Source organism: Streptomyces jeddahensis, from assembly GCF_001642995.1.
Lineage (GTDB): Bacteria > Actinomycetota > Actinomycetes > Streptomycetales > Streptomycetaceae > Streptomyces > Streptomyces jeddahensis.
On record NZ_LOHS01000021.1, the window covers coordinates 56,190 to 80,803 of the forward strand.

The window sequence follows — 24,614 nt, forward strand, 5'->3', positions numbered from 1 at the left end:
CCTCATCACTCCACCGTCACAGACTTCGCGAGGTTGCGCGGCTGGTCCACCTCGTTGCCGCGGGCCGTGGCCAGCTCGCAGGCGAAGACCTGCAGTGGCACGGTGGCGACGAGCGGTTGCAGCAGCGTCGGCGTGGCCGGGATACGGATCAGGTGGTCGGCGTACGGGACGACCGTCTCGTCGCCCTCCTCCGCGATCACGATCGTCCGGGCACCCCGCGCCCGGATCTCCTGAATGTTCGAAACGATCTTGTCGTGCAGTACCGAGCGGCCGCGCGCCGACGGCACCACGACGACCACCGGCAGGTCGTCCTCGATGAGGGCGATCGGCCCGTGCTTCAGCTCGCCGGCGGCGAAGCCCTCGGCGTGCATGTACGCGAGCTCCTTCAGCTTCAACGCGCCTTCCAGGGCCACGGGATAGCCCACATGGCGGCCCAGGAACAGCACCGTGTCCTTGGCGGCGAGCGACCGCGCCAGCTCCCGCACCGGTTCCATGGTCTCCAGGACCCGCTCGACCTGCTCCGAGATCTTCGCCAAGTCCCGGACGACCGCATGGATTTCGTCGCCCCACTTGGTGCCGCGCACCTGGCCCAGATAGAGCGCCACCAGATAGCAGGCGACGAGCTGCGTCAGGAACGCCTTCGTGGAGGCGACGGCCACCTCGGGACCCGCGTGCGTGTACAGCACCGCGTCGGACTCGCGCGGGATCGTCGACCCGTTGGTGTTGCAGATCGCCAGCACCCGGGAGCCCTGCTCGCGGGCGTGCCGCAGCGCCATGAGGGTGTCCATGGTCTCGCCCGACTGCGAGATGGCGATGACGAGCGTCTGCGGGTCGAGGATGGGGTCCCGGTAGCGGAACTCGCTGGCGAGCTCCACCTCGCACGGGATCCGGGTCCAGTGCTCGATGGCGTACTTCGCGATCATCCCGGCGTGGAAGGCCGTGCCGCACGCGACGATGACGACCTTGTCCACCTCGCGCAGGGCCTGGCCAGGGATCCGTACCTCGTCCAGCGTCAGCGAACCCGAGGCGTCGATGCGCCCCAGCAACGTATCGGCGACCGCCTTGGGCTGCTCGGCGATCTCCTTGAGCATGAAGTAGTCATAACCCCCCTTTTCGGCCGCCTCGGCGTCCCAGTCCACGTGGTACGAGCGCACGTCGGCGGGCCGGCCGTCGAAGTCGGTGACCGTCACCCCGTCCCGGCGCAGCTCGACCACCTGGTCCTGTCCCAGCTCGATCGCCGAGCGGGTGTGGGCGATGAACGCGGCGACGTCCGACGCGAGGAAGGACTCACCCTCCCCAACGCCCACCACCAGCGGCGAGTTCCGCCGTGCGCCGACCACCGTGTCGGGGTCGTCCGCGTGCACGGCGACCAGCGTGAACGCGCCCTCCAGGCGCCGGCACACCAGCCGCATCGCCTCGGCGAGGTCCGCGCAGCCGGAGAACTCCTCGGCGAGCAGGTGCGCGACGACCTCGGTGTCCGTCTCGGACGCCAGCTCGTGCCCCCGCTCCGTCAGCTCGGCGCGCAGCTCGGCGAAGTTCTCGATGATGCCGTTGTGCACGACGGCGACGCGGCCCGCGTTGTCGAGGTGCGGATGCGCGTTCGTGTCCGTGGGTCCGCCGTGGGTGGCCCACCGGGTGTGCCCGATGCCGGTGGTGCCGGTCGGCATCGGCCGCTCGACCAGCTCCTTCTCCAGGTTGCCGAGCTTCCCGGCCTTCTTGGCGGCGGCCAGCCCGCCGTCGGCGAGCACGGCGACACCGGCCGAGTCGTAGCCCCGGTACTCCAGCCGCTTCAGCCCGGCCAGCACGACGTCAAGCGCCGACTGCGAGCCCACGTAACCCACGATTCCGCACATGGCCGCAGCCTACGGCGAGCCCTCACCACCCACGACTCGAAGGTCGTTTCACTCTCTTCACCGGCCGTGCGTTTTCGGCGGATCCCACTGTTTTGTGCTATGCGCCGGGCAGACTGGGCGCCACCTCGTGCACCCCGTAGTGCCGCTTGTGGATCCACAGCTTCTCGCCGTTCAGCACGACGGTCGACCAGAGACCCTCGAGCGGGCCGACCGGAGTCTCCTTCGGCAGACGCGCCACCACCCGTGTGGGGCGGACGGGACCGAACCGTCCGTATGACAGCACCACCAGAGCACGTTCTGTCCGCAGGATGACGCGACGGCTCGTCAGGGCCAAGGCGACGGCACCGCCGAGCATGGCGCCGACGGCACAGCCGACATACACCTCGACGAGGTCGACGTCGCCGATGACGGCCCGCACCAACAACACGCCGACCGCGCAGAACAGGACCTGCGCCCATGGATTGATCCCGCCCTGCGCGACATAAACCCGCCGCACGGCCTCACCCGGCTCCAGCAGCCCGCGCGAACGCTCAATTACCTTGTCCTGCAGTGCAGCAGACACGACCCCGCCCCGATGCTCTCCCCAGCCTGCTTTATCGCAGGTCAGCGGAACAATAGAGGGACGACGGCGCGGCGGGAAGGGCTGTTCGGGCACCCGATTCGGCGGCAGCCTCATCGCCCGCCCGCTACCTCCCCCGCTCGATCCGCTCGATCGCCTCCTGGACCAGCTCCAGGTACTCGACCTCCTCGCACCGCGGCTTGCTGCCCATCTCGTACAGGTCCAGGGCGTCGCCGAGGTTCTCGCCCAGGTCCTCGTCCGGCAGGTCCGCCGACAGTTCGGAGCAGACTCGCCCCTCCAGATCTGCCCACGCGCCTGCCGCGGCACGTTTCCGACGGGCGAAAACACGCAGATGTACGGACATGGCGACCCCCAACCCCCCGGCTGCCCCGGCGCGCGGCTCGGCGCCGGGTGGCGGGACCGTATCCCCGCCGGGAACCCTGGTCCAGACCTCGTGCCGCAGGTGGCCGGAATGCCCGGGATACCCGCGTGACCGACCCCACGCCCCGTGGCGTTCAGACTCCCGTAACAATGGACTGTGATCTCTCCGGTCTCCACGCTGCCGCGGAGCGCCCACCGGTCCAGGCCGGAGGCGACTCCCTACCTCGACCTCACCCGTGCCGAATGGAGCGCCCTGCGCGACAAGACGCCGCTGCCGCTGACCGCGGCGGAGGTCGAGAAGCTGCGCGGTCTGGGCGACGTCATCGACCTCGACGAGGTGCGGGACATCTATCTGCCGCTGTCCCGCCTGCTCAATCTGTACGTCGGCTCGACGAGCGGGCTGCGCGGCGCGCTCAACACCTTCCTCGGCGAGAAGGGCTCCCAGGCCGGCACTCCCTTCGTCATAGGGGTCGCGGGTTCCGTGGCGGTCGGCAAGTCCACCGTGGCCCGTCTGCTGCAGGCGCTGCTCTCCCGCTGGCCCGAGCACCCGCGCGTCGAACTCGTCACCACGGACGGCTTCCTGCTGCCCACCAAGGAGCTCGAGGCGCGCGGGCTGATGTCGCGCAAGGGCTTCCCCGAGTCGTACGACCGCCGGGCCCTCACCCGCTTCGTCGCCGACATCAAGGCCGGCAAGGACGAGGTGACGGCCCCGGTCTACTCGCACCTGATCTACGACATCGTGCCCGGCCAGAAGCTCACGGTCCGCCGCCCCGACATCCTCATCGTCGAGGGCCTCAACGTCCTGCAGCCCGCCCTGCCCGGCAAGGACGGCCGCACCCGGGTCGGCCTCGCCGACTACTTCGACTTCAGCGTGTACGTGGACGCGCGCACCGAGGACATCGAGAGCTGGTATCTGAACCGCTTCCGCAAGCTGCGCGAGACCGCCTTCCAGAACCCGTCCTCGTACTTCCGCAAGTACACCCAGGTCTCCGAGGAGGAGGCCCTCGACTACGCGCGCATGACCTGGCGCACCATCAACAAGCCCAATCTGCTGGAGAATGTGGCGCCCACGCGCGGCCGCGCCACGCTCGTCCTGCGCAAGGGCCCCGACCACAAGGTGCAGCGGCTGAGCCTGCGGAAGCTGTGACCGCGCCCGAGCCGTGACCGGGCCCGGCCTGCTGTGTCGATGCCCAAGCCCGTGACCATGCCGGAGCCCGTGACCAGGGCCGAGCCCGAGACCATGGCCGAGCCGGAGATCGTGCCGCGAACATGCCGATTACGCTGCCGCCATGCTGCATCTGCGCCTGATCACCCCGCCGGACCGCACCGACGAGGTGGTACGCCTCATCGAGAGGACCCCCGGCACGACGCATCTCGCCGTGCTGCCCGGGGCGGCCCGCAATCCCCCCGGCGACCTGGTGCTGTGCGACGTCGCCCGGGAGGCGGGCGACGAACTGCTCTCCGGGCTGCAGGCGCTGGGCATCGAGGAGTGCGGCTCGATCGCCGTCGAGAACATCGACCTGTCGCTGTCCAAGCGCGCCGACAAGGCGGAGGAGGAGGCGCCGGGCGAGGCGGCGGACGCGGTGCTGTGGGAGCACCTGACGGACGCGACGCACGAGGAGTCGACGCTCTCCATCACCTACGTCGCGTTCATCACGCTCGCCACGATGATCGCGGCCTGCGGTGTGGTCCTCGACAACGCGATCCTGATCGTGGGCGCGATGGCCGTCGGACCCGAGTTCGGGCCCCTCGCCGGGCTCTCGACGGCCCTGGTGCGGCGCGCCCCGCGGCTCGCGCTGCGGTCACTGATCGCGCTGCTCGTGGGCTTCGCCGTCGCGATGCTGGTGACGGTGGGCTTCAGCTACTTCATGGACACGGTGCATCTGTTCAGCGCGGAGCAGTTGGACGCCGAGCGTCCGAACACCAACTTCATCTACCGGCCGGACTGGTTCTCGTTCGTCGTGGCCGTCCTCGCGGGCGCCGCGGGCACCCTCTCGCTGACGTCCGCGAAGTCCGGCGCCCTGGTCGGTGTCGCCATCTCGGTCACGACGGTCCCGGCCGCCGCGAACGCCGCCGTCGCCTTCAGCTACGACGAGTACCGCCAGGCGTGGGGCTCCACCGAGCAACTCCTGCTCAACCTGCTCGGCATCGTCCTTGCCGGCACGCTCACGCTGCTGGCGCAGATGCTCCTGTGGAACGCACAGCGCCGGCGCACCGCGCGCAACCGACAGCAACTCCCGCCTCAGCAACTTCCGCCTACGACGCGCTGAGCACACACGACCGCAGACCGGATGACACGGGATCTGACGCCCCGACAACACACCGGCCGCTGAAGGCAGAACGGCCACGGTCCCGAAAAAGAACCGTGGCCGCTCCATCAACAGGCGCAAAAGGTCAACGGGCTTAACCCAGCGTCGACTTCACCACGTCAGCAAGTCGCCCGGCCACCGACCGCGCCTGATCGATGTCGGCGGCCTCCACCATGACGCGTACCAGCGGCTCGGTGCCGGACGGGCGCAGCAGCACCCGGCCCGTGGAGCCGAGTTCGCGCTCCGCGTCGGCGACCGCGGCGGTCAGCTCGGCGGAGGTGTGCACCTGGGACTTGTCGACGTCCGGGACGTTGACGAGCACCTGAGGCAGCCGCTCCATGACGGCGGCGAGGTCCGCCAGGGTACGTCCCGTCTCGGCGACCCGCGCCGCGAGGAGGAGGCCGGTCAGCGTGCCGTCGCCGGTCGTGGCGTGGTCCAGGACGATCACGTGCCCGGACTGCTCGCCGCCGAGCGCGTAGCCGTTCTCCTTCATCTCCTCGAGCACATAGCGGTCGCCGACGGCGGTCTGCACGAGGAACAGGCCCTCGCGCTCCATGGCGAGCTTGAAGCCCAGGTTGGACATGACGGTCGCGACGACGGTGTCCTCGCGCAGTTGCCCGTGCTCGCGCATCGCGAGAGCGAGCACGGCGAGGATCTGGTCGCCGTCGACCTCGGCACCCGTGTGGTCCACGGCGAGGCACCGGTCGGCGTCCCCGTCGTGGGCGATGCCGAAGTCGGCGCCGTGCTCGACGACGGCGGCCTTCAGCAGGTCCAGATGGGTCGAGCCGCAGCCGTCGTTGATGTTCAGCCCGTCGGGGTCGGCGCCGATCGTGACGACCTCGGCGCCGGCCCGCTTGAACGCCTCGGGCGAGACTCCGGCGGCCGCGCCGTGCGCCTCGTCGAGGACGACCTTCAGCCCGTCGAGCCTGTTCGGCAGGACACCGAGGAGATGCGCGACGTACTGCTCGAAGCCCTCGTCGTACGACTTCACGCGGCCGACGCCCGCGCCCGTGGGACGGTCCCAGGGAGCACCGGTGCGGTGCTCCTCGTACACGGCCTCGATCTTGTCCTCGAGCTCGTCGGCGAGCTTGTGGCCGCCGCGGGCGAAGAACTTGACGCCGTTGTCGGGCATCGCGTTGTGGCTGGCGGAGAGCATCACGCCGAGGTCGGCGCCCAGCTCACCGGTGAGATACGCCACCGCAGGGGTGGGCAGCACGCCGACACGCAGGACGTCGACACCGGCGCTGGCCAGACCCGCGACCACCGCGGCCTCCAGGAACTCCCCGGACGCACGCGGGTCCCGACCGACCACCGCCACCGGCCGGTGGCCCTCGAAGGTGCCCGCCTCGGCGAGCACGTGCGCCGCCGCGACCGACAGGCCGAGCGCGAGCTCAGCCGTCAGATCCGCGTTCGCGACACCGCGCACGCCGTCCGTGCCGAAGAGTCGTCCCACTGGTGTCCTCCGAACTTTCGCAATCATCCTCGAAGCGGCTCAGAAGCTTCGGAAAGAGACTGAACATACAAGCGGCTCAACGCCCTTGCAGCCTTGGCTTTTATGCCGTTATACGCCGCGTACCCGTGATAAACGAACGCCCCGGCAGCACACTGCGTGCCGCCGGGGCGTGCTGTACGAGCAGCAGCGATTAGCGCTTGCTGTACTGCGGCGCCTTGCGGGCCTTCTTCAGACCGGCCTTCTTCCGCTCGACCGCGCGGTCGTCGCGGCGCAGGAAGCCGGCCTTCTTCAGCGGGCCGCGGTTGTTGTCCACGTCGGCCTCGTTCAGGGCGCGGGCCACGCCGAGGCGCAAGGCGCCGGCCTGACCGGAGACGCCGCCACCCGCGATACGGGCGATGACGTCGTAGCGGCCCTCGAGCTCGAGCACCTTGAAGGGCTCGTTGACTTCCTGCTGGTGCACCTTGTTCGGGAAGTAGTCCTCGAGGGTGCGACCGTTGATCTTCCACTTGCCGGTACCCGGGACGATCCGGACACGGGCGATGGCGTTCTTGCGACGGCCCAGGCCGGCGGCCGGCTGGGGCTCGCCGAAGCGGGAGGCCAGGGACTCCGAGGTGTACTCGCCCTCGACGGGGACCTCGGACTCGGTGGTGTAGCTGTCGATGTCGATCTCTTCGAGCGGCTGCTCGGCAGTGGTCTCGGCCACGATTCTCCTCAGATTCTGTTCAGTCTTAGGGGGTGGCCGGACTTACTGCGCGACCTGGGTGATCTCGAACGGCACCGGCTGCTGTGCAGCGTGCGGGTGCTGGTCACCCTTGTAGACCTTCAGCTTCGAGAGCATCTGACGGCCCAGCGTGTTCTTGGGGAGCATGCCCTTGACGGCCTTCTCGATGGCCTTCTCGGGGTTCTTGTCGAGCAGCTCGTCGTAGCGGACGGAGCGCAGACCACCCGGGTAGCCCGAGTGGCGGTACGCCATCTTCTGGGTCCGCTTGTTGCCCGAGAGGTGCACCTTGTCGGCGTTGATGATGATGACGAAGTCACCAGCGTCGACGTGCGGCGCGTAGATCGGCTTGTGCTTGCCCCGCAGAAGGGTGGCGGCAGTAGATGCCAGGCGGCCCAGGACGACGTCCTGAGCATCGATGACGTGCCACTGGCGGGTGACATCGCCGGGCTTGGGGCTGTACGTACGCACGGTTCGTAGCCTTCGCTTCTTCAGTGAGTGGGTCCTGACAAGGCCACCACGGACGATCACGACAGCCCTGGCCGCACATCGGTGACGCAAACCGAGTGCCTGCCGCTGGTCATCGGCCCGGTGGACCGGTGTAAGGGCCCCTCACGTGAGATTGAGCAAGCCAATACACATAACGAACAGGCAGGATACCCGCGCTGCCCCGGACGGGTCAAAACGACCGGTCGCACAGGGACACCTGCCGTGTTTCAGGGTACCCCGGCGGCCTCGGCGGCCGGGCACGCGCGCAGTGGGCGCCGACGGTCGCCACCAGGGCGCACAGCGTGATGAAGTCCTTGAACGCCCTGCGGGTCGCCCCCTCGACATACGGCAGCGTGAAGCCCGGGACCTGGGGGACTAGGGCGACCCAGAACCACGGGGACCGGGCCACGGCCCCGGGCCGCAGCGCCCCGGCGAGCAGCAGCGGCAGGACGACGACCAGATAGTGGTCGTACGAGGGCCTGGAGATCACGAAGGTCGCCAGCATCAGCATCACGGCGGTCTCGACCAGCCGGGCGGGCCCCGGATCGCCGCACCGCCAGCGCCGCCACGCACAGCTCACGCCCGCCGCCGCACCCGCTGCCGCCACCAGCACGGCCACCACCTGCGGCACCCCCAGCCGCGGCAGCACCGCGACCGCCGACACGTCGTACGGACGCATGAGACCGTCCCCGCCGCGCAGCAGAAAGGGCAGCGTCCGGGTGAGGAAGCCGGCCGGGTCCGGCATCACCAGACCCGCGCACACCGAGGCCGCCGCGGGCACCCCCACCATCCAGCCCAGGGCCCGCCACTGCCGGGCGAAGACGAAGAGCAGTGCGATCGGGGCGAGCAGCGGCTTCAGGGCGACGGCTGCCCCGACGACCGCGCCCGCGGCGGCCCAGCGCCCCCGGTCGGCGAGTAGCAGGGCGAGCGGCAGGGCGAAGGCGGCCGTCACGGTCCAGTTCCCGAGGTTGACGAGATGCCCGAACGGCGCCCAGAACAGGACGGTGCCGAGCAGCCCGAGAACGGCGAAGCGGCTGCGCCAGGGCACGCCGAAGATCCGCAGCGCGCAGGCCCACCCGGCGACCAGCGCGCCGACGACCAGCAGCGGCACGACGACCCGTACCACCGACGAGGGCAGCATCGCCTGGGGAGCGGCGGCGATCACGGCACTGGGCAGATAGAGGAAGCGGCGGTCCGCGTAGGGCGCTCCGCCGTCCAGCCAGGCCGCCGCGGCCCGTACGACGAAGGCGTTGTCCATTCCCCCGCCCGCCGAGACCACGGCGACCCGGACGGCGCGTGCCACGAGCACGAGGGCGAGCAGAGTTCCGGCGAGAGGTCCTGCGGGCTGCAGCAGCCAGTCACGGGCCTGGCACGACGGGGCGGTGTCCGCCTCGTCCGTCACGCCCGGCATGCCGCCCTCGTCCTTGTTCATACCGATCACGCTAGAGCCCGCCGGTGCCGGTTCCCGGAACGTGCCGCGGCGTGCCGAAGTCGTGTCCTAGCCCGGGTCCTTGGGCCGTCGGCCCCCGTCTAAGATGCGCCCCATGAGCTTTGGGCAAGGGGGGCCTCAGTGGGGTCCCGGGGGGCCGGATTCGGGTTCCCCCAACTGGGGTTCGGGTTCGGACACTCCCGACTGGGCGGCGCTCGCCGAGGCCTCCGAGGCGGCGCGCGCCCGCCGCCGCAGGTGGCTGTGGATAGGCGGCAGCGCCCTGGCCACCGTCGTGGTCGGTGCGCTCGTGGCGACGGCGGTCGTCTCCGCCAACAGCGGCAACTCCGCGTCGAACCAGCCCGCGGACAAGCTCCCCACCTCCGCGGACATCCCGAGCGACACGACGAAGCCCGGGCCGTCCTTCGAGGAGACCACTCCCCCGCCCCCGCTGGACCCGAAGGACTTCGTCTCCAGCGCCGAGAAGGACACCGCGCCGCTCAGCGCCGACACCCTCTTCCCCGGCCGGAGCCTGACGATGGGCGAGCGGGTCTACAAGAAGGGCGCCACCAGCAGCACGACCAAGTGCGCCACGGCCATCCGGGGCGACCTCGCCCAGGTCCTCACCGGCAACGGCTGCACCCGCCTGATCCGGGCCACCTACTCCAGGAACGGCGTCGCGGTCACGGTCGGCGTCGCCGTGTTCGACACCGAGGCCAAGGCCACCAAGGCCAAGCAGCAAGCGGACAAGGGCAACGTGACCTCGCTGTCCGGCTCCGGCGTCCCCGCCTTCTGCCGTACGGCGGTCTGCCGCACCACGACCAATGCGTACGGGCGCTACGTGTATCTCACCAATGCCGGGTTCACCAGTGGCAAGGACGTGACGCAGAAGGACAGCGCGGTCTTCACCACGGGCGACGACCTCGCGGAGTTCACGTTCCGGCAGATCCGCCGCCGCGGCGAGGCGCAGGCGTCGGCGGCCGCCAACGCCTCGTAACGCACGTGGTCTACCGGCTGTGCTTCATGCGCAGCCGGATCGGCACCACCGCCGACTCCAGCTGCGTGCGCAGCGTCATCTTGGAGACTCCTTCGGTCCGCTCCTCGAAGCGGATCGGGATCTCGATCGCGCTGTGCCCGGCGTGGACCGCCTTGTACTTGAGCTCGACCTGGAAGCTGTAGCCGGCGCTGTCCAGGGAGTGCAGGTCGACGTCGCGGAGCGCCCGGGCCGACCAGAGGTTGAACCCGGCCGTGATGTCCCGGATCTTGGTGCCGAGCACGGTGCGCGCATAGCGGTTGGCGAACCGCGACAGCAGGACGCGGTGCGCGCCCCACTCCTCGTCCAGCGAACCGCCCTGCACGTACCGGCTGCCGATGACCAGCCCCACACCGGTGGCCTCCGCCGTGCCGACCATGCGCGGCACCGCCTCCACCGGGTGGCTGCCGTCGGCGTCCATCTGCACGACGTAGTCGGCGCCCTCGTCGAGCGCGGCGCTCATCCCCGCGACGTAGGCCCGGCCGAGGCCGTCCTTCTCGGTGCGGTGCAGCACGCTCATCCGGTGCCACCCGTCGGCGTTGTACTTCTCGGCCAGCTCCTCGGCGATACGGCCGGTGCCGTCCGGGCTGGAGTCGTCGACGATCTTCAGATGGAGACCGGGCAGCGGCAGGTGGAGCACCGCTTCGGCCATGCGCGGCAGGTTGGCCGCTTCGTTGTAGGTGGGCATCACCACGGTGACGCGGGCGCCCGCCGCCAGGTCGTATGTCATTGTCTTTCCTCCCCACCCGGCGCGGGCCTGCCCAGCGCACGGAACTCCCAGCCCGCCGCGGCCCACCGGCCTGCGTCGAGCACCCCCCTGCCGTCCACGATCCGCGGACGTCCCGCCAGCGTCCGCAGCCGCTCGGGATCGAGCTCGCGGAACTCCGGCCACTCGGTCAGATGCAGCACCACGTCGGCGCCGCGCACCGCCTCCTCGGCCGACAGCGCGTAGCCGAGCAGCGGGAACGCCTTGCGGGCGTTGTCCATGGCCTGCGGGTCGTAGACCGTGACATCGGCTCCGTCGAGCCGGAGCCGCGCCGCCACGTTGAGGGCGGGCGAGTCGCGGATGTCGTCCGAGTCCGGCTTGAAGGCGGCGCCGAGTACGGCGATGCGGGCACCCAGCACGGCTCCCCCGCACAGGTCCCGGGCCAGTTCGACGACCCGGTCGCGGCGGCGCATGTTGATGCGGTCGACCTCGCGCAGGAAGGCCAGGGAGACGCCCAGTTCGTCGGCTCGGTGTGCGAAGGCCCGGATGTCCTTGGGCAGGCAGCCGCCGCCGAATCCGACGCCCGCGCGCAGGAACTTCCTGCCGATGCGCTCGTCGTGGCCGATGGCCTCGGCCAGTACGGAGACGTCCGCGCCCGCCGCCTCGCAGACCTCTGCCATCGCGTTGATGAAGGAGATCTTCGTGGCGAGGAAGGCGTTGGCGGCCGTCTTGACGAGTTCGGCGGTCGGGAAGTCGGCGGAGACGACGGGGGTGCCGGCCGCGATGACGGGTGCGTACACCGCGCGCAGCAGCTCCTCGGCGCGTGCCGACCGGACGCCCAGGACCAGCCGGTCGGGCCGCAGCGTGTCGGCGACGGCGAAGCCCTCGCGCAGGAACTCCGGGTTCCAGGCCAGCTCCGCCCCCGGGCCCGCCAGTTCGGCGAGCCTCCCGGCCAGCCGGTCCGCCGTACCCACCGGCACCGTCGACTTGCCGACGACCAGCGCGCCCTCGGGCAGCAGCGGACCGAGGTTCTCGATCACGGCGTCCACGTACGTCAGGTCGGCGGCCTCGGAGTCCTTGCTCTGCGGCGTGCCCACGCAGGAGAAGTGCACCTGCCCGAAGGCCGCCGCCTCCTCGTAGGAGGTGGTGAAGCGCAGCCGTCCGGTGGCCGTGTGCTGGGCGATGAGCTCGGGCAGGCCCGGCTCGTGGAAGGGCACACGACCGGCTCGCAGGGCGGCGATCTTGTCAGGGTCGACGTCGACCCCGAGCACCTCGTGTCCGAGCTCCGCCATGCAGGCGGCATGGGTGGCACCGAGGTAGCCGGTGCCGATGACTGTGAGCCGCATGGTCAGCGGCACCTCCTTTGCCTCAGCTGTGGGGGCGGCTTTCTGCCCTTACCTACGCTCGAGCACCTGGACGGTGACCCGGTGCAGCTTCACTGTCTTGACGGCCTTGAAGTCCTTGCTGAGCACCGCGGCAGTCTGTTCGTTCATGCCTTCGAGCAGCTTGCCGTCGCGGACGGTGGAGATGAGCCAGAGCCGGTCCACCGTGGCCAGACAGCGGGCCGGGCGCCGGCATTCGGTGGCGCCGTAGGAGCCGTTCTGCTGCGGGGTCCACTCCATCAGCACGTCCTTGGGCGCGCGGCCGTTCCGCAGCTCGTACGCCATGGCGCGGCGCTCCGACAGGCCGCCGTTGAAGACCATGCCGTCCCCGCTGTGCTCACCCGCGGCCACGGTGCGCGCGGCACCGCGGTAGTCGGGCTCGTCGGGCAGGTCCTGCTTGGCGAGGCCGATGGCGGGCCAGGCGACGAAGGCGTACGCCGCGGCGACGGCCACCACGAGGAGCCCGCCGAAGGCCTGCGCGCCCGCGCCGCGGCGTGCCTCCGGCGAGAACCGTCCGGCGAGCCGGGTGATCCCTGCGCTCGCCAGCAGGGTCCAGGCGGGGATGGTGAACAGCAGATAGCGCGGCAGGAACATGTGCAGCTGGTTGGCCGTCACGAAGGTCAGGACGGGCGGCAGGATCGCCCAGGCGCCCAGCAGCAGTGCGTACCGGCGCGCGGCGAGCAGTCCCAGCAGGCCGAGTCCCATGACCAGCAGACCCGTGGCCCACGAGCCGAACAGCTCCTGCGGGTACTCGATCAGATCCTGCGTCGTCGTCACGTTCCAGGCGATCTGGCCGCTCTGACTCGTGCCCTGCGCGACCATCGGCAGCGTGATCGACAGTCCGAGCATCACCGCGCCCGCGAAGGCGTAGTGCGCGATCCGGTCGCCGCGCCTCTTCACCAGGACGACCAGGCCCAGATGCCCGGCGAGTACGGACACCGCCACGAGGTGACTGAAGCCCGTCGCGGCGATGGAGAGGGCGTACACCGTCCAGTCCCGCAGGCTCGGCCTGTCCAGTGCCCGGAGCAGGAACAGCGTGGCCAGCAGCGCGAAGAGAGTGGCGAAGGCGTAGGGCCTGGCCTCCTGCCCGTAGCGGGTGATCGCGGGGACCACCGCGAAGAGCAGCCCGGCCAGGAGCCCGGTGCGCACGGCGAACATCCGCCGCCCGATCAGCCCGACCAGCCCGGCGGACAGCGCCATGGCCACCGCTTCCGGCAGCCGCAGCATCGCGGCCGAATCCCCCGCCGCCGCGATCCACAGGTGCATCACGGCGTAGTACGGCGTGAAGACGACGTCGATGTGCTCGATGAGCCGCCCGAGATCGCTGTACGAGAGCGTGGACGCCCACCAGGTGGCATGCTCGTCGCGCCACAGCTGGCGGTGGCCGAGGCCCGGCAGGACGCACGCGAACGCGACGAGAGCCGGCAGCAGGAAGACCAGGAACGCCGAGCCCCGCGACCCGCCCTGGCCGCGCGCGGCGGCACGGCGCCTGCCCGCGCGGCCGCCGTCCGCTTCGGGAGAGTGCGGCTGCTCGACCGGAACGTACGTCGTCATCGCTTCACCCAGATCCGGTAGGGCGCCTGCCCGCTGCCCTTCTCTGCGGGCAGCACGGTCAGCAGCCGGTAGTGCTTGGCGCCGCGCAGCACCTTGGGAATGGAGGGCGTGCGCAGGGCGATCGCGTCGTACCTGCCCTTCCGCACGGCGGTGTCCAGCGCCGTGCCGCGCCCGGCCCGGCTCCACTGGCCGGCGTCGGTCACCGAGCGCAGGTAGTACGCGGAGATCTCGGGGTCGTCGGTGAGGTACCGCCCGTCACCGTCCACGACCTGCCGCATCGCACCCACCATGCGCGCCGAGTCCGGCGGCTGGAACAGGCTCTGGGACTGCGCCATGCCCATCACCAGGCCGATGACGTAGATCATGATGCCGATCTGCGGATAGCGGAAGTGCGCGCCCATCACTCGGGAGACTCCGAGGCCCGCCATGGGCACGGCGAAGAGCAGTCCGAAACCCACATGGATGTGAAGCGAGCTGCCGTTACCCAGATACGCCTGGTAGGCCGGGGCCAACAGCGCGGTGGCGCACAGCGTCAGTCCGAGCGCGGCCCGGCGTACCGCTCCCGGTGCGGAGCCCACCGCCCACGGCATCTCGCCCATGCGGGCCCGGCGGATGTAGCCGACGGCGCCGATGACGGCGACGAGCAGCACGAGGCCGCCCCACTGGGCGCTCTCCTTCAGCAGCGTCAGCGCGTCGTCGTGGCCGTGCACGTTCCAGCCTGTGGGGGTGCCCTTCAGCTCCACGCCGACGAAGCACAGCGCCCCCGTCGCCGCGGCGAAGAGCGCTCCTCTGGCGAACGCCCCGACCCCGCGGAAGCGGTAGGCGGTGAGCACGGCGAGCACGGTCAGCGTCGGCAGATACAGCGCGGCGGAGTACGCGGCGAACGGTGCGAGTGCGGCGAAAGGAGCCGCGAGCAGCACGAACGCCGGGTTCGCCTGGCGGGTCTTGGCCAGCAGCCACAGCGACGCGGCCAGCAGGAAGAGCGAGAGCGAGTGCAGTGAGGCGTACCGTCCGGTGAAAGCGGTCGACTCCAGCACGGAGTACATCGCCGCGGCCGCCAGGCCTGCACGCGCGTTGAACAGCAGCCGGGTCGCCCCGAACAGCAGCGCGGTCGCGCCCAGGGCCCAGCCCAGGCTCACGAGGCGAGCCCCGGTCAGTCCGCCCTCGGCGATCAGCCCGCTGAGCCTGCCGTCGGACATCAGGAACTCCGCCTCCGCGGGGAAGGCGCTGCCGGTGAGCCGGGCGGTGAGCCCGATCTGCACCAGCAGGATCAGCAGCAGCACCCCGCGGCTGATCCAGGCGGAGCGGCTGGTGTCCACCGACCACGCCGAGACCGGCACTTCGGGCAGCACGTAGGCGGGTTCGGGCTCGGGCTCCGGTTCGGGATCGAGAACCCTGTACTCCGGCACGTAGTACTCGTGCTCGAGCTCCGGTGCGACGGTCTCACCGTAGTAGGGCGGGTACCCCTGACGGTCCTGCGGACCCGGCTGCTGCGGGATCGTGGTCTGCTGCTGGGGCACGTGGCCCTGCGGGTCGGGGTAGCCCTGCTGGTACGGCGGGTACGGCTGCGGGCCGGCCGTCGGCGCGTAGGGCTGGCGCACCCACTGATCGCCGTCGTACTGCCCGCCGTACTGGCTGTCGTAGTGCCCGTCCTCCTGGCCGCCGTACTGGTCCGCATACGCACCCCCACCGGGGCTCTGCCCCTGCCGGCCACCGCCGTCGGCGTCGAACCAGCCGCCGCCCTGACTGCTGCTCATGAGCGGGGCACCTCGAATCCGAAGTCGTCGTCGGCGATCAGGCGCCTGAACTCGGCGAGCGCGAGCGGGCTGCTCTGGATGCGCCAGTCGGCCCGTTTGCGGATGTTGAACCACACGAAGCCGATGACGTCCTTGTCCGCCTTGACGCCGCCGATCAGCTGACGCACATCCGCGCGGCGCCGCTCTCCCGGCTCGGAGGAGGTCTCGGTGATGAGGAACGGCTTGTCCGTGAACTCCCGCACCTGCCGGCGAGTCGGCCCGTACAGGGTGTCGAAGGTCTTGGCGCCGGTCAGCGTCCAGTAGCCGACGATCCCGACCCAGTCGACGTACGCGTCACCGGGCCAGTAGGGCTTCAGTTTCACCGCCGGAACCGGGTTGATGATGTTGGGACTCCACACCCAGATCACATTGAGTGCGCCGGCGTCCTGGAAGACGTCGTGAATGTGCCGCCATGCCTTCACGAAGGCCTCGGGCGTCTCCTTCTTCGTGCCCCACGGGTACCACTGGCCGTTCATCTCGTGGCCGAAACTGATGGCGACCGGCACGTCCACCTCGCGCACGCTCGCCGCGAACTTCTTGATGTACGCGTCCTGCGAGCCGTCCGCGATCTTCTCGAGCCCCGGTTTGAACGGCTCCCACGAGACGTACGGCAGACCGCCGTAGTCGAAGACGTTCCGCGCCCCCTCGGTATTGAAGGCGTCGCCCCAGCTCGAGTAGGAGCCGACCACGTTCGGCTTCTTGCCGACGGTCTTCGCGAAGCGTTCCACCGGTTTCATGGAGGTCGGGGCGCCGTCGACGGCCACTCCGAAGTAGTCCTTGGCGGGGTGGAGCAGCGGCTTCACGTCGTACGGCAAAGCCTCCTCGGCGTGCTTCGACGCCTCGCTGCCCGAGGGCTGGTGGGCGGCCGATGCGGCCGGGTCGTCGCCCTGCAGGGCGCCGCAGCCCGTGGCCCCGGCGAGGGTCGTCAGCACGAGAGCGGCTGAGAGAAGAGACCTGCGGATCATGCGACGCTCCCTGCGGCCTGGTGCTCACGGGGCTGGATGAGGGCGCGGACCACCACGAGCGCGTAGAAGAGCCCTGAGGACAGGACGAGCGCGAAGTCCGGCGGATAGCCGGTGAAGAGCCGGTACACGGCGGCGCCCACCCACACCACGGCGGTGCCGCCGCTCCAGATCCACAGTCCCAGCCAGAACCGGCGGGTCTTGTTCTTCTTCGCGCCCTTGGAGCCGGTCGGCTGCCACCCCATGCGCTGTTTGCGCAGGATGTCCCAGATCGCGAAGACGTGTGCCCAGCCGTACATCAGCCGCGCGGACCATGCCTCGAGGCGGTACGGGGACTTGTGCCACATCGGGAAGATGATCGTCGTGTAGATGATGCTCGGCAGCACCCACACCAGGTGCTTGACCTGGAGCATCTCCGGACTGGCCAGCAGCAGGACGATGGGCACGAGCGGGGCGACGAACGTGAACAGCGCCGTGTGGATGTAGTAGAAGAACCCGGACATGTAGCAGAGCCGGCTCGAGAACCTGATCGGCGCGTCCCAGAACTTCTTGCTGCCCAGCAGCGACATCGACCCCGAACACCAGCGGTACTGCTGGTTGAAGAAGGCTCCCGCGGTGTCCGGGCAGACCCCCGTGGACAGCGCGATGGGCACGTACTTCAGGTCCCAGCCAAGGCCGCGAAGGTCGAAGCCGGTGTGTACGTCCTCGGAGTGCTCGATGAGCGTCGTGCCACCGTTGGTCTCCAGCGCAGCGCGCCGGTAGATCGCACACGAGCCGACGCAGATGGCGCCGTCGCTGTTCTGCCGTGACACCTGGACGGAGCGGTAGAACAGCTCCTGCACGGCGCCCGCCCCGCGCTCGATCCAGTTCTGCGAGTCGAGCACCCGGAAGTACTGGGGAGACTGCACGATGCCGATGCGCTCGTCCGCCTCCATGTACGGGAGGAGCTCCTCGAGCAGATCAGAGCGCGGCGTGAAGTCGGCGTCCAGGATGAGGATGTACTTGCCGTCGGACTGCCCGAAGCCGTAGTGCAGATTGCCGGCCTTCTTGAACCAGCCGCGGTTGGGGCGCGTCCCGTAGCGGAACCCGAAGTCGGCCGCCATGGCCTGCAGTTCCGGGCTCGCGCCGTCGTCGAGCACGAAGGGCACGCACCGCCCCGGGTAGCGGTCGGCAAGCTGACGCACATGCGTCCAGGTGTTGTGCAGCACCTCGATCGGTTCGCCGCACACCGGCAGGAAGACGTCGACGGTCGGGTAGACCTGCGGCCGCCAGCTCTTCACCAGTCGCTGGTGGTGGCCGAAGTCGAAGTCCCGGCTGAAGCCGTTGACACGGAGCGACACCAGGTAGTAGACGACGGTGAAGGCGAGCGGCGGCCCGAAGACCCACATCAGCGGACTGGCCTGGGTCAGCGCGACCTGACTCACAGTCAGGCAGCCGAAGCTGATGACCGACGCCAGCGTCAGGATCCACAGACGCCGCTTGACGTACGAGTACTTCTCGCGGTCCGACGGCGGCGCCGGCAGCAACCCCAGCGCCGCTTCGGCCGAACGGCGGCGCCCGCCCTCCCGAGCCGCCCTGCGCCCCCCAGCGCCGGCCGTTCCGGGCATGCGGGCAGAACCTAGCGAAGACATCCCCACCCCTTGGGCCCGATGGCCCTCTGACTCCCCACCCCAGCACCCATGTCGAACATGCGGCTGAGGAGCGCAAGAGTATCCGAGTTGCGAGGATGACGTAAGTGATGGACTGAGGCTTATGAGTCTGTATGTCGCTTAAGTTCGGCGAATAATTGGCAAACTAACGTAACCGACTGGTTTCACGCCCGGGCAGACCGGGCAGAAGCGCGCATCAACAACACGCCCGTCCCGGCAGCGACCGCCTGTTCCGCGCCTCGAGATTCCGCGCCGCCAGCAACTCGTCGGCCGGATACCCGACCTCCTCCAGCGTCAGCCCGTGCGGCCGCACCACGTGCACGGCCGAGTCCCGCACGCCCGCGGCCAGCACCTTCCCCGGCCAGTCGGCCTGCCGGTGGCCGTCTCCGACGAACAACAACGCACCGATCAGGGACCGCACCATGTTGTGGCAGAAGGCATCGGCCCGCACGGTCGCGGTGATGATCCCGTCCGCGGCTCGCTCCAGGCTCAGCTCCTGAAGCGTGCGGATGGTCGTCGCACCCTCCCGCCTCTTGCAGTACGCGGCGAAGTCGTGCTCCCCCAGCAGCCGCTGCGCGGCCTCGTTCATGGCGTCGACGTCGAGGGGCCAGTCGTGCCACAGCACGTGGCCCCGCAGAAGCGGGTCCACACCCCCCGGGTTGTCGGTGACCCGGTACGCGTACCGCCGCCAGATCGCCGAGAAACGGGCGTTGAAGCCGCTGGGCGCCTCCCGTAGCGCCCACACCCGCACGTCCTTGGGCAGCCGCCCGGCGAGCCGCTTGAGCAGCTTCCCCCGGTGCTCGCCCCAGACCTCCAGAGGCAGATCGACATGGGCGACCTGGCCGCGCGCATGCACCCCGGCATCGGTCCGCCCGGCCACGGTCAGCTCGTACGTCTCCCTGGACCGGGTGACGGTACGCAGGGCGTCCTCGATCTCCCCCTGCACGGTCCGCTTCCCGCCGGCCTGCTTGGCCCAGCCGTGGAACGCGGCGCCGTCGTAGGAGAGATCGAGACGCACCCGTACGAAGCCGGGCTCCACTTCGTCCGCCACCTTCGCCACCGGAATATGCCTCCTGTCGAACTCCCGTCACGCGGCCACGGCCGACCTGTGACGCCCCGTCGGCAACTGGCCCGCCGCCGGGCTCCGTCTCACCCCCAGAAGTCCGCACATCGGATCGCACAGATCGGGGGAACGATGAACAAGTGGACCATGCGCGGCACGGCCGCCCTCACCACCGCCATTCTCGCCGCCGGCCTCACCGCCTGCGGGGGTGGTGACGAGACGGCGGCGCAGAACAAGCCGTCGGCCCAGGCGGTCGGCCCGGCTCCCAGCCCGGGCCAGGACGAGATACGGACCAATCCGGGCAGCACCACCATCGGCCAGGGCGCCCAGGGCTTCCACGTCAGGTGCGTCCAGTGGGGCGCCAACGCCTACGTGGACCCGAACGTCACCGTCGACGGCGTCTACGGCCCGAAGACGACCAAGGCCGTCAAGCGCTACCAGTCGTCCCGCTCCCTGTCCGCGGACGGGATCGTGGGCCCGAAGACCGGCGCGCGTCTGAAGGACGACATCACGAACACGCGCCGCCAGCTGGTCCGCATGGGCGAACCGGAGGCGGCCAGGCCGTACAGCAACTGGCTGAAGAACTGCAGCAGCCAGATCCCCGGCTGACCCGCACCGCACACGGAACGGGCCCGTACCCCTGAGGGTACGGGCCCGCGCCGCTGCGCTGTCAGAACGCTCAGGCGTCCTTGGACTCGCCCTCGGCGGCGGCCGGAGCGGCGTCCTCGACGGCCTCGTCGGCCTTGGCCTCGACGGCCTCGTCCTTCTTGAGGGCGTCTTCCTTGACCGCGCGCTTGGTCGCGGCCTCGGCCTCACCGACAGCCGTCTGCTGCACGGTCAGCGCCTCCACCAGCTCGATGACGGCCATGGGCGCGTTGTCGCCACGGCGGTTACCGATCTTGGTGATCCGGGTGTAGCCACCCGGGCGGTTCTCGTACCGCGGGCCGATCTCGGTGAAGAGCGTGTGGACGATGCTCTTGTCCGTGATGACCTGGAGCACCTGACGGCGGTTGTGAAGGTCGCCCTTCTTCGCCTTGGTGATCAGACGCTCGGCGTACGGCCGCAGACGGCGGGCCTTCGCCTCGGTGGTGGTGATACGGCCGTGCTCGAAGAGCGAGGTGGCGAGGTTCGCCAGCAGCAGCTTCTCGTGCGCGGCACTGCCGCCCAGACGGGCACCCTTGGTGGGCTTCGGCATCGTGTTTCTCCTAGGTGTCTGCCCCGGCCGTATCAGGTACCGGGGTCAGTATCCGAGCAGGCGGTCGCCTGTCGGAGATCCGGGGCAGCCCCGAAGGGGCGCCCCGGAAGGGCCGCGCCCCTATAGGGGCGCGGGGCGGTGTCGATATGCGACTCCGTCGCGTGGGCGCGACCGGCCACAGCCGACCCGCAGCCAAAATCCGGCCTCCTCGCGGAGCGCCTAGTACTGCTCGGTCTCGACGAACCCGGCGTCCGCGTCGTCGTCGGCGCCAAAGGCGTCGGCGGCGGCGGTGGGGTCGAATCCGGGCGGGCTGTCCTTGAGGGCCAGACCCATCCCGGCCAGCTTCGCCTTGACCTCGTCGATCGACTTCGCACCGAAGTTGCGAATGTCGAGCAGGTCCGCCTCGGAACGAGCCACGAGCTCACCCACGGAGTGGATGCCCTCGCGCTTCAGGCAGTTGTACGAGCGAACGGTGAGCTCGAGCTCCTCGATCGGCAGCGCCAGGTCGGCAGCGAGCGCGGCGTCCGTCGGGGACGGACCCATGTCGATGCCCTCGGCGTCGATGTTGAGCTCGCGCGCCAGACCGAACAGCTCGACCAGGGTCTTACCGGCCGACGCCATGGCGTCACGCGGACGCATGGCCTGCTTGGTCTCGACGTCGACGATCAGCTTGTCGAAGTCGGTGCGCTGCTCGACACGGGTCGCCTCGACCTTGTACGTGACCTTGAGCACCGGCGAGTAGATGGAGTCGACCGGGATACGGCCGATCTCCTGGCCCACCTGCTTGTTCTGCACGGCGGAGACGTAGCCGCGACCGCGCTCGACGGTCAGCTCCATCTCCAGCTTGCCCTTGCCGTTGAGCGTGGCGAGGACGAGGTCGGGGTTGTGCACCTCGACACCGGCCGGGGGCGCGATGTCGGCGGCGGTGACCAGACCCGGGCCCTGCTTGCGCAGGTACATCACGACCGGCTCGTCGTGCTCGCTCGACACGACCAGCTGCTTGATGTTGAGGATCAGGTCGGTGACGTCCTCCTTGACGCCCGGCACGGTGGTGAACTCGTGCAGAACGCCGTCGATACGGATGGACGTGACCGCCGCACCCGGGATCGAGGAGAGGAGCGTACGACGCAGGGAGTTGCCGAGGGTGTAGCCGAAGCCCGGCTCCAGCGGCTCGATCACGAACCGGGAGCGGAACTCGTCGACGACCTCTTCGGTCAACGAGGGACGCTGAGCGATCAGCATGTGTGGATCAGATCCTTCAGTCGTGGGCGCCCGCTATTTGACGCCCGACGGAACCCGCGCGGTCACCCGGCGGGGTACTGCAAGGGTACGGGCGGCACGGCCCCGAAGGGACGTACCGCCCGAAAGTCCCGGCAAGAGGCCGAGCCGTGCGTCAGACGCGGCGACGCTTCGGCGGACGGCAGCCGTTGTGCGGGGTCGGGGTGACGTCCTGGATGGAGCCGACCTCGAGACCGGTCGCCTGCAGCGAACGGATGGCCGTCTCACGACCCGAGCCCGGGCCCTTGACGAAGACGTCGACCTTGCGCATGCCGTGCTCCTGCGCGCGGCGCGCGGCCGACTCGGCGGCCATCTGCGCGGCGAACGGGGTGGACTTGCGCGAGCCCTTGAAGCCGACGTGGCCGGCGGAGGCCCAGGAGATCACGTTGCCGGTCGGGTCCGTGATCGAAACGATGGTGTTGTTGAACGTGCTCTTGATGTGCGCGTGGCCGTGAGCGACGTTCTTCTTTTCCTTGCGGCGCACCTTCTTGGCAGCGCCCTGACGTCCCTTGGGGGGCATGTCTTAACTCCTACGGGAGGTGGTCGGTCCTACAGCGAAGACCGCTGGAGTGCGGGGGCCTCGGGGCCCTCGGGGGTCGCCCCCCGAAAAACCGCGGTGTCCGCTGCGGACTACTTCTTGCCCGGCTTCTTCTTACCGGCGATGGCGCGACGCGGGCCCTTGCGGGTGCGAGCGTTGGTGCTGGTGCGCTGGCCGTGGACCGGCAGGCCACGGCGGTGGCGCAGACCCTGGTAGCAGCCGATCTCGACCTTGCGGCGGATGTCGGCCTGGATCTCACGACGGAGGTCACCCTCGGTCTTGATGTTGTTGTCCACGAACTCGCGGATCTTGACCAGCTCCTCCTCGGAGAGGTCGCGAACGCGGGTGTTCGGGTTCACGCCGGTCTCGGCCAGCGTGCGCTGCGAAAGGGTCCGGCCGATGCCGAACACGTAGGTGAGGGCGACCTCCACGCGCTTGTCGCGCGGGATGTCAACACCGGAAACGCGTGCCATTCAATGGCTCCAGTTGTCGGTCGGAGGTCTTCCACAGGACCGCCTCCCAGCCGCCGTACGAGGTACGAACTGGGTCCCCGGCCTCCGGCCCGGGGGTATCGGATCACTGGGATCCGGGCCCTGCGTATGTACGTATGTGCTTGCGTCGCGCGAGATCTGCGGGTGCAGAGGGTGCGGTCGTGCGTCAGCCCTGGCGCTGCTTGTGGCGCGGGTTGTCGCAGATGACCATGACCCGGCCGTGACGGCGGATCACCCTGCACTTGTCGCAGATCTTCTTGACGCTCGGCTTGACCTTCATGGGATGTGAGGTTCTCCGGGTCAGTTGCCGGCGGCCCCGCTCACGCGGGACGTGGGCAAGATCTACTTGTACCGGTAGACGATCCGGCCACGCGTCAGGTCGTACGGAGACAGCTCCACCACGACCCGGTCGTCAGGGAGGATGCGGATGTAGTGCATACGCATCTTGCCGCTGATGTGTGCCAGGACCTGGTGGCCGTTCTGGAGCTCGACCTTGAACATGGCGTTCGGCAGAGACTCGACGACAGTGCCCTCGATCTCGATGGCACCTTGCTTCTTGGCCACGCTTCGCCCTTCGAATCGACTACCTTGATCGACTCCCCTGCTTTTCCCTTACGGGAGCATGCGGGCATGCGGGTGCACGGGAGCCGACGAGTCAGTCTACGTCAGCGCCCTCTGAAAGACGAATCGACAAAGAATGCCCGCATCCGGTGATCGCTACGCCAGGGGATCCGGCGCCGCCGTGATCCCGTACTCCGCCAGCTTCGCCCGGCCGCCGTCCGGCGCCGTGAGCACCAGCGGACCGTCCTCCGTCAGGGCGACCGAGTGCTCCCAGTGCGACGACCAGGTGCCGTCCGTCGTGACGACCGTCCAGTCGTCCTCGAGTACCTGGGTCTTCGGTGTGCCGAGGCTCACCATGGGCTCGATCGCGAGGCAGAAGCCGGGGACCAGCTTCGGGCCCTTGCCGCGCCGGCGCTCGACGTAGTTCAGCAGGTGCGGGTCCATGTGCATCTCCGTGCCGATGCCGTGGCCGCCGTAGTCCTCGATGATCCCGTACTTGCCGCCGCCGGGCTTGGGCTGGCGCCGGATGTACGTCTCGATGGCGCGGGAGATGTCGACCAGCCGGTTGCCGTTCTTCATCGCGGCGATGCCGGCCCACATGGACTCCTCGGTCACCCGCGACAGCTCGATGAGCTCCGGTGCGTGACCGCTGCCCACGAACGCCGTGTACGCGGCGTCGCCGTGCCAGCCGTCGATGATGGCGCCGCAGTCGATCGAGATGATGTCGCCGTCCTTCAGGACGGTCTTGTCGTCCGGGATGCCGTGGACGACGACCTCGTTCACCGAGGTGCAGATGGTGGCGGGAAAGCCGCCGTAACCCAGGAAGTTCGACTTGGCGCCGTGCTCGTCGAGCACCTTGCGGGCGACCTCGTCCAGGTCACGGGTGGTGGCACCCGGCACGGCGGCCTCCCGGGTGGCCGCGTGGATGGCGGCGACGACAAGGCCCGCCGCCCGCATTCTGGCGATCTGCTCGGGGGTCTTGATCTGCACCATCTGCGGCTGACGCCTTTCTGAAGGGGGAAGCACGGGCTACGTCAACGATAAGGCCCCCGCAGAGGTAGCTGTGGGCAGTCCTCACCTCGCTGTGGGCAATCGTTCCGCTGGGGCGGAACGGGTGGGCACAGCGGACCCCGGCGACGCCGGCCACCCCGTCGTACCCCCGGGCACCCCCGCCGTCGAGCGCCCTCGAGAAACACGTCGGCCGCGGCACCCCGAAGG

General features: G+C 69.6%; 25 protein-coding genes. 4 read left to right on the forward strand and 21 right to left on the reverse strand.

Translation table 11 applies throughout. The features are described 5' to 3' along the window. Window positions 1-5 precede the first annotated feature (5 nt). The 3 genes from glmS to STSP_RS01770 form a co-directional block, all read right to left on the reverse strand. Entirely contained in the window at window positions 6-1,853 is a 1,848-nt protein-coding gene (gene glmS, locus STSP_RS01760) for a glutamine--fructose-6-phosphate transaminase (isomerizing) (RefSeq protein ID WP_067271031.1), read from the reverse strand. A gap of 97 nt (window positions 1,854-1,950) precedes the next feature. After that, window positions 1,951-2,415: a hypothetical protein gene (locus tag STSP_RS01765; RefSeq protein WP_157902762.1), complete on the reverse strand. Its 465-nt coding sequence runs from the start codon at window positions 2,413-2,415 to the stop codon at window positions 1,951-1,953. 124 nt (window positions 2,416-2,539) lie between these two features. Further along, window positions 2,540-2,776, reverse strand: a complete 237-nt coding sequence (locus STSP_RS01770) for a hypothetical protein (RefSeq protein WP_067271035.1) — start codon at window positions 2,774-2,776, stop codon at window positions 2,540-2,542. Between the two features lie 174 nt (window positions 2,777-2,950). On the opposite strand from STSP_RS01770, the gene coaA reads away from it, so the two are divergent. Beyond that, window positions 2,951-3,940: a type I pantothenate kinase gene (gene coaA / locus STSP_RS01775; protein ID WP_067271038.1), complete on the forward strand. Its 990-nt coding sequence runs from the start codon at window positions 2,951-2,953 to the stop codon at window positions 3,938-3,940. Between the two features lie 142 nt (window positions 3,941-4,082). Beyond that, window positions 4,083-5,063, forward strand: a complete 981-nt coding sequence (locus STSP_RS01780; protein WP_067271039.1) for a DUF389 domain-containing protein — start codon at window positions 4,083-4,085, stop codon at window positions 5,061-5,063. 133 nt (window positions 5,064-5,196) lie between these two features. Here STSP_RS01780 and glmM read toward each other — a convergent pair whose 3' ends face one another. The 4 genes from glmM to STSP_RS01800 all read right to left on the reverse strand — a co-directional run bounded on the left by glmM (window position 5,197) and on the right by STSP_RS01800 (window position 9,194). Then, window positions 5,197-6,555: a phosphoglucosamine mutase gene (gene glmM / locus STSP_RS01785; RefSeq protein ID WP_067271041.1), complete on the reverse strand. Its 1,359-nt coding sequence runs from the start codon at window positions 6,553-6,555 to the stop codon at window positions 5,197-5,199. A 190-nt stretch (window positions 6,556-6,745) separates the two neighbouring features. Next, window positions 6,746-7,258 (reverse strand): 30S ribosomal protein S9, encoded by a 513-nt coding sequence (gene rpsI, locus STSP_RS01790; RefSeq protein WP_067271042.1) that lies wholly within the window; start codon window positions 7,256-7,258, stop codon window positions 6,746-6,748. Between the two features lie 42 nt (window positions 7,259-7,300). Continuing rightward, window positions 7,301-7,744, reverse strand: a complete 444-nt coding sequence (gene rplM / locus STSP_RS01795) for a 50S ribosomal protein L13 (protein ID WP_067271044.1) — start codon at window positions 7,742-7,744, stop codon at window positions 7,301-7,303. A gap of 208 nt (window positions 7,745-7,952) precedes the next feature. After that, window positions 7,953-9,194, reverse strand: a complete 1,242-nt coding sequence (locus STSP_RS01800) for a glycosyltransferase 87 family protein (RefSeq protein ID WP_232789486.1) — start codon at window positions 9,192-9,194, stop codon at window positions 7,953-7,955. Between the two features lie 112 nt (window positions 9,195-9,306). Here STSP_RS01800 and STSP_RS01805 point away from each other — a divergent pair, with 112 nt between their 5' ends. After that, a complete protein-coding gene (locus tag STSP_RS01805; RefSeq protein ID WP_067271047.1) occupies window positions 9,307-10,185 on the forward strand; it encodes a hypothetical protein in 879 nt (292 codons plus the stop codon). A 10-nt stretch (window positions 10,186-10,195) separates the two neighbouring features. On the opposite strand, the gene STSP_RS01810 is transcribed toward STSP_RS01805, so the two are convergent. The 7 genes from STSP_RS01810 to truA form a co-directional block, all read right to left on the reverse strand. Further along, complete coding sequence (locus STSP_RS01810; protein ID WP_067271049.1) at window positions 10,196-10,951, reverse strand: polyprenol monophosphomannose synthase; 756 nt, start codon at window positions 10,949-10,951, stop codon at window positions 10,196-10,198. After that, window positions 10,948-12,273: a UDP-glucose dehydrogenase family protein gene (locus STSP_RS01815; protein WP_067271051.1), complete on the reverse strand. Its 1,326-nt coding sequence runs from the start codon at window positions 12,271-12,273 to the stop codon at window positions 10,948-10,950. Before STSP_RS01815 ends, STSP_RS01810 begins: the two co-directional genes overlap by 4 nt. A 48-nt stretch (window positions 12,274-12,321) precedes the next feature. After that, window positions 12,322-13,863, reverse strand: coding sequence for a glycosyltransferase family 39 protein (locus tag STSP_RS01820; RefSeq protein ID WP_067271054.1), 1,542 nt, complete (start codon window positions 13,861-13,863; stop codon window positions 12,322-12,324). Continuing rightward, a complete protein-coding gene (locus STSP_RS01825) occupies window positions 13,860-15,620 on the reverse strand; it encodes a hypothetical protein (protein ID WP_232789487.1) in 1,761 nt (586 codons plus the stop codon). The genes STSP_RS01820 and STSP_RS01825 overlap by 4 nt, the downstream gene beginning before the upstream one ends. Next, a complete protein-coding gene (locus STSP_RS01830) occupies window positions 15,617-16,624 on the reverse strand; it encodes a glycoside hydrolase family 26 protein (protein ID WP_067271055.1) in 1,008 nt (335 codons plus the stop codon). The genes STSP_RS01825 and STSP_RS01830 overlap by 4 nt, the downstream gene beginning before the upstream one ends. Continuing rightward, entirely contained in the window at window positions 16,621-18,228 is a 1,608-nt protein-coding gene (locus STSP_RS01835) for a glycosyltransferase family 2 protein (RefSeq protein ID WP_232789488.1), read from the reverse strand. Before STSP_RS01835 ends, STSP_RS01830 begins: the two co-directional genes overlap by 4 nt. A 238-nt stretch (window positions 18,229-18,466) precedes the next feature. After that, window positions 18,467-19,321 (reverse strand): tRNA pseudouridine(38-40) synthase TruA, encoded by an 855-nt coding sequence (truA, locus tag STSP_RS01840; protein WP_067271088.1) that lies wholly within the window; start codon window positions 19,319-19,321, stop codon window positions 18,467-18,469. A gap of 144 nt (window positions 19,322-19,465) precedes the next feature. Between truA and STSP_RS40695 the strand changes: the two genes are divergently transcribed. Continuing rightward, complete coding sequence (locus tag STSP_RS40695; RefSeq protein WP_067271057.1) at window positions 19,466-19,942, forward strand: peptidoglycan-binding domain-containing protein; 477 nt, start codon at window positions 19,466-19,468, stop codon at window positions 19,940-19,942. A gap of 70 nt (window positions 19,943-20,012) precedes the next feature. Here the strand turns inward: STSP_RS40695 and rplQ are convergent, their stop codons facing one another. From rplQ to map, 7 genes are all read right to left on the reverse strand, one after another. Next, window positions 20,013-20,528, reverse strand: coding sequence for a 50S ribosomal protein L17 (gene rplQ, locus STSP_RS01850; RefSeq protein ID WP_067271060.1), 516 nt, complete (start codon window positions 20,526-20,528; stop codon window positions 20,013-20,015). 219 nt (window positions 20,529-20,747) lie between these two features. Further along, window positions 20,748-21,770, reverse strand: a complete 1,023-nt coding sequence (locus STSP_RS01855) for a DNA-directed RNA polymerase subunit alpha (protein WP_003966937.1) — start codon at window positions 21,768-21,770, stop codon at window positions 20,748-20,750. A 151-nt stretch (window positions 21,771-21,921) separates the two neighbouring features. Continuing rightward, window positions 21,922-22,326, reverse strand: a complete 405-nt coding sequence (gene rpsK / locus STSP_RS01860) for a 30S ribosomal protein S11 (RefSeq protein WP_003948617.1) — start codon at window positions 22,324-22,326, stop codon at window positions 21,922-21,924. A 110-nt stretch (window positions 22,327-22,436) separates the two neighbouring features. Next, the gene (gene rpsM, locus STSP_RS01865) at window positions 22,437-22,817 is read right to left on the reverse strand and encodes a 30S ribosomal protein S13 (protein WP_067271063.1); all 381 of its coding nucleotides are present in this window, start codon (window positions 22,815-22,817) and stop codon (window positions 22,437-22,439) included. Between the two features lie 184 nt (window positions 22,818-23,001). Further along, the gene (gene rpmJ, locus STSP_RS01870; protein WP_003974245.1) at window positions 23,002-23,115 is read right to left on the reverse strand and encodes a 50S ribosomal protein L36; all 114 of its coding nucleotides are present in this window, start codon (window positions 23,113-23,115) and stop codon (window positions 23,002-23,004) included. A 62-nt stretch (window positions 23,116-23,177) separates the two neighbouring features. Then, window positions 23,178-23,399, reverse strand: a complete 222-nt coding sequence (infA, locus tag STSP_RS01875) for a translation initiation factor IF-1 (protein ID WP_003948620.1) — start codon at window positions 23,397-23,399, stop codon at window positions 23,178-23,180. A 153-nt stretch (window positions 23,400-23,552) separates the two neighbouring features. Then, window positions 23,553-24,389 carry a type I methionyl aminopeptidase gene (gene map / locus STSP_RS01880; protein ID WP_067271064.1) on the reverse strand — a complete coding sequence of 279 codons (837 nt, stop codon included), beginning with the start codon at window positions 24,387-24,389 and terminating at the stop codon, window positions 23,553-23,555. Window positions 24,390-24,614 lie beyond the last annotated feature (225 nt).